General features: G+C 47.5%; 6 protein-coding genes and 1 pseudogene. All 7 read left to right on the forward strand.

The genetic code is table 11. The features are described from left to right. The coding region (locus tag V7Z60_RS08695) for a RelA/SpoT family protein (RefSeq protein WP_334117436.1) at positions 1-1515 on the forward strand (1515 nt) is incomplete at its 5' end. Between the two features lie 12 nt (positions 1516-1527). Next, positions 1528-1974 carry a D-aminoacyl-tRNA deacylase gene (gene dtd, locus V7Z60_RS08700; RefSeq protein ID WP_334117437.1) on the forward strand — a complete coding sequence of 149 codons (447 nt, stop codon included), beginning with the start codon at positions 1528-1530 and terminating at the stop codon, positions 1972-1974. Between the two features lie 11 nt (positions 1975-1985). After that, positions 1986-2927, forward strand: coding sequence for an alpha/beta hydrolase (locus V7Z60_RS08705; RefSeq protein ID WP_334117438.1), 942 nt, complete (start codon positions 1986-1988; stop codon positions 2925-2927). A gap of 2 nt (positions 2928-2929) precedes the next feature. After that, entirely contained in the window at positions 2930-3550 is a 621-nt protein-coding gene (locus V7Z60_RS08710; protein WP_334117439.1) for an HAD-IA family hydrolase, read from the forward strand. A 2-nt stretch (positions 3551-3552) separates the two neighbouring features. Continuing rightward, complete coding sequence (msrA, locus tag V7Z60_RS08715; protein ID WP_334117440.1) at positions 3553-4083, forward strand: peptide-methionine (S)-S-oxide reductase MsrA; 531 nt, start codon at positions 3553-3555, stop codon at positions 4081-4083. Positions 4084-4095: 12 nt separating this feature from the next. Continuing rightward, positions 4096-4968, forward strand: coding sequence for a YitT family protein (locus V7Z60_RS08720; protein WP_334117441.1), 873 nt, complete (start codon positions 4096-4098; stop codon positions 4966-4968). A 10-nt stretch (positions 4969-4978) separates the two neighbouring features. Further along, positions 4979-5190 (forward strand): annotated as a pseudogene (locus tag V7Z60_RS08725) (beta-1,6-N-acetylglucosaminyltransferase); the annotation flags it as partial.

Consider the following 5190-nt stretch of genomic DNA (forward strand, 5'->3'; position numbering starts at 1 on the left):
TGCGAAATCTACGGACGACCAAAGCACATCTATTCGATTTATCACAAGATGCGCGATCTTCACAAGCAATTCAGCCAGATTTATGACTTGCTTGCAGTGCGCGTCGTGGTCAAGTCGATCAAAGACTGCTATGCCGTTTTGGGAGCGATTCATACCAAGTGGAAACCGATGCCCGGACGTTTCAAGGACTATATCGCGATGCCAAAGGCCAACATGTATCAGTCGCTTCATACGACGGTCATAGGGCCAAAAGGCAAGCCGTTGGAAGTTCAGATCAGAACTGAGGAGATGCACCGCGTGGCCGAATACGGGATTGCGGCTCATTGGGCCTATAAGGAAGGCAAAACGAACGGCATCAAGCAGACGACGACCGGCGACAAGCTGAATCTGTTTAAGGAAATCATCGAGATTCAAAACGAATCAAATGACGCGAAGGAATTCATGGAAAACGTCAAAGGCGATTTGTTCAGCGACCGCGTCTACGTTTTCACGCCAAAGGGCGACGTTTATGAATTGCCGAAGGGATCAGGCCCGCTTGACATGGCCTACTCGATTCATACCGAAGTCGGCAATCACACGACAGGAGCCAAAGTCAACGGCAAGATCGTTCCGCTTGACTATCAGGTCAAAAACGGTGACATCGTTGACATCCTGACGTCGCAGAATTCAGCGGGACCAAGTCGCGACTGGCTTGATCTGGTGCATACGAACAAGGCCAAGAATAAGATCAAGCGCTTCTTCAAGCAGCAGGATCGCATCCAGAACATTGATCGTGGCCGCGACATTCTTGATCAGGGCCTGATCGAAGGTGGATATCAGCCACATGACGTGATGAGCAACAAGAAGAACATTGAGCGAGTGCTTAACAGGAAACAGCTGGCAACGCTTGACGATTTGTACGCTGCCATCGGGTTCGGAGAAATCCCGCCCGCCGGAATCATCAACGTCCTTACGGAAGACATTCGTGCCAAGCGTGAGCAGGAACGAAAGGAAGCGCAGGAAAAGGCACTGCTTGAAGACCATCAGGAAATCAACAACGTCAAATCCGGCAGGAAGAAAAACGAAGAAGGCGTCATGATTGAAGGAATCGACAATCTGCTGGTTCGCCTGAGCCATTGCTGCAGTCCGATTCCAGGAGACGAAATCGTTGGCTATATTACAAAAGGGCGCGGCGTTTCAGTTCATAGAATCGACTGCCCAAACGTCAAGAGCGCCGAACAGCACGGGACAAGGCTCGTCGACGTTACCTGGAACGTTATTCCTGACGTCAGAGCTACTTATAATACCGATCTTGAAATTGAAGGATATAATCGTTCAGGTCTTTTGAATGATGTTTTGCAGGCAATCAACAATACCACGAAGGATTTGAACTCCGTCAACGGGCGCGTTGATCACAACAAGATGGCGACGATTGACGTTACGGTCGGAATCAGAGACAGAATTCATCTGCAGCGTGTAATCGACAACATCAAGCGAATCCCTGACGTCTACGTGGTCAAGCGAATCATTCACTAATGAGGTGAGAAAATGAGAACAGTATTGCAGCGGGCGAAAAATGCCCAGGTTGAAATTGACGGCAGGGTAAACGGAAAAATTGACCATGGTCTGGTGCTTCTGGTCGGCTTTGAAGAAGGAGACGGGCAGGAAGAAATCGACTATACGGTCAGAAAGATCGTCAACTGCCGAATCTTCTCAGACGAGGACGGGAAGATGAACCTCAGTCTTAAGCAGATTGGCGGCCAGATCTTGTCAGTTTCGCAGTTTACACTTTACGCTGATACGAAAAAGGGAAACAGGCCAAGTTTTACTGATGCACAAAACCCAAGTGAAGCTTCAAGAAATTATGACAAATTCAATGAAAAGCTGCGTGGCGAAGGCATAGTCGTTGAAACCGGGGTCTTTGGCGCCGATATGAAGGTTTCGTTCACAAATGACGGTCCGGTGACGATTATTTTCGATACCGACAACAAATAGGTGGTGATAGAATGGGGTTGATTTCGCTGGAGAAACAGGCAAGGGAGCTTTGTCTTTCGAACCGCAGTTTTATTCCGACGACGATAGGCTTGAAGACTTGGCGCGAGCGCTTGAGATTCGATCAGAAAATGCCTGTTCAGGACCAAAGCGTGACGGTTGTAAAAGAACGAGTCGAAATCGATGAAGAACGATCATTTGACGAATATCTGTATTTTCCAAAGGATCAGACAAAAGACCTGCCCGTAATCTACTATATTCATGGCGGCCAGTTCATCTCCGGCGGAGTCAATGAATATCACAAGCTGCTGGCCGAACTTTCGAAAAGATGCCATGTCTGCGTTGTTTTTCCGGAGTATGCATTGGCACCGGAACGCAAAGCTCCTGTCCAAATGGTTCAGCTGCGTGCCGGATATCTCGATTTGCAGCGACTGGCGATAAAATATTCATTAGATCTGTCGCATCTGACAGTTGCGGGCGACGATGTCGGCGGAGGAATGGCGGCAACTCTTGCGATGCTTTCCGAGGCGCGCCATTTGCCGTTGAAAAAGCTGCTGCTGTTTTATCCGGTCGTCAATGCTAATTTTGACAACCCGACTTATTACGAATTTGCCGGCGGTTATCGAATTACGCGTGAACAGATGAAATGGGCCTGGCAGCAGTATTTGGGCGAGCTGTCGCCGACCGACGTCATGTTTTCTCCTTTGCTGAGGAAATTCAGTGAACTGGCCGTTTTGCCCAAGACTTTGATCTTGACTGCAGAGGCGGATGTTTTGCGAAACGAAGGCGAAGCATTTGGGCGAAAACTGCGTGATGCGGACGTTGACGTTTCGGTAGCGCGAATTCTGGGGACGATTCACGATTTCGTCCTGCTCAACGCGCTGGATGAGACAAATGCCTGCCGCCTGGCAATGGACATGGCAGTAGAGTTTATTTGCAGAGACAATGGGGTGTAGTTTTGTATCAGAATTATTTTTTTGACTTTGACGGAACGCTGTACGACACTTACGGCGGAATGGTTTCCGCGTTTGTCATGGCCTTTGAAGAACAGGGCGTAAGACTTGACGAAAATGAAACGTATCGTTTGATGCGCGTTGAATCGGTAAGGTATTGCTTTGCTTTTTTGAAAGAGAAATATCCGAAACTTGATGAAAGAAAGCTGCATGAGGACTATCACTTTTTCGAAAGGGAAAATCAGGAGCTGGCTAAGCCGTTCGACTTTGCAGGCGAAGTACTCAAAACGATTCAGACAAACGGAGGTCAAAGCTTTTTGCTGACGCATCGCGATGAATCGGCAAAGAAAATTTTAAAAAGGGACGGTCTGCTTGAATATTTTACGGATTTTGTAACCGCAGACGATAATTTCAGGCGTAAGCCGGATCCGGAATCTCTTGATTATTTGCTTGACAGGCATCAAATCGACCGCAAAACGGCTGCGATGGTCGGTGACAGAACGCTCGACGTCGATGCGGGACACAATGCCGGGATTGCCGGAATCCTGTTTGATCCGGACGGATTGATTAGATCAGACTCATGTTGTCCGGAGCAGCAGATCAAAACGTTAAAGGAATTGATTTAATAGTGGAAAACAAGAAGATTGAGACCGCAATTTTTGCGGGTGGCTGTTTTTGGTGCATGACCAAGCCGTTTGACCAGATGCCCGGAATAATTTCGGTTCGTTCAGGGTACACGGGCGGAAACGTTGAAAATCCGACTTATGAGCAAGTCAAATCGGGAACTACGGGGCACACCGAAGCAGTCAAGATTGTCTTTGACAAGACAATCATTTCGTATGAAGAACTGCTTGATATTTATTGGCATCAGACCGATCCGACAGATGCGATGGGGCAATTTCAGGATCGTGGCTCGAATTACCGGCCGGTAATTTTCGTGAAGAATGAAATGCAGCGAAATGCTGCAGAGCTTTCCTTGAGGAATCTGATTGAAAGCGAGCGCTTTAAAAAGCCAATCGTAACAAGGATTGAATCAGCCTGTCCTTTTTATGAAGCAGAAGAAGAGCACCAGCAGTTTTACAAGAAAAATCCAAAAAGAATGGAATTCGAGGAAGCGCAGGGAAGAAAACAGTTTATTGAAGAAAAATGGGGAATTTGAAAGGAAAAGAAAATGGATGAATTACAGGACATGCTGAAGCAGCATGCGATGATCATGAAGGCAACGACAGCTCTTTTCTACGGAATTTTAGTGTCGATTGCCATGAATTTCTTCTGGGAACCGGGGCATATCTATTCATCAGGAATTACCGGCTTGGCACAGCTGATCGGGACGTTGACCAAGAACGGTCCCGTACATCTGTCAACGGCTCTGATGCTGTTTGTCTTGAATATTCCGCTGTTTGTTTTAGGATGGAGACAGATTGGGCACAGGTTTACGCTGTTCACGATTCTGGCAGTTCTTTGTTCATCGGTCATGATTAAGGCAATCAACCCCGTGCCGTTAACGAAGGATCCAATCATCTGCGCGATTTTCGGTGCAACGATCAATGGCTTCGGAACCGGCCTGGCGCTTAAAAACGGGATCTCGACCGGCGGATTGGATATACTGGGGCTGACAATCAGAAAGCATACCGGCAAAAGCATCGGAACAATCAATTTGATTTTCAATTTCTTCATCATTCTTGCCGCGGGAGCCGTTTTCGGCTGGCCATATGCTTTTTATTCAGCACTCAGCATTTTTATCAATGCGCGCGTAATGGACATGGTCTACACAAAGCAGCAGAAGATGCAGGTCATGATCGTGACCACGAAACCGAAGAGTGTGATTGACTGCATTCAAAATCGAATGCGTCGCGGGATAACGATCGTCCACGGTGCCGAAGGAGCATACAAGCATGATGAAAAAACGATTCTTTTTACGGTCATCTCGCGTTACGAGCAGCCTGAATTGAGAAGAGCAATGATTGAATCTGATCCCGCCGCTTTTGTCAGCATTGCCGACAACGTCCATATCATGGGACGTTTCTATGAACCCGAACCATGAGGTAAGCAACATGAAACATGCATATTTGATCATGGCAACGAATGAATTCGAAGAACTTTCAGTTCTGCTCAAAGCGCTTGATTATGAAGACAACACAATATTCTTGCACATTGACAAAAAGGTTGCGCTTTCTCCCCTGCAGTTGGAACGCTTCAAACAACAGATTTCAAAGGCTGATTTCTATCTGGCACCGCGCAGGAAGGTCAGCTGGGGCGGACGCGA

Source organism: Ligilactobacillus sp. (assembly GCF_036846325.1).
Lineage (GTDB): Bacteria > Bacillota > Bacilli > Lactobacillales > Lactobacillaceae > Ligilactobacillus.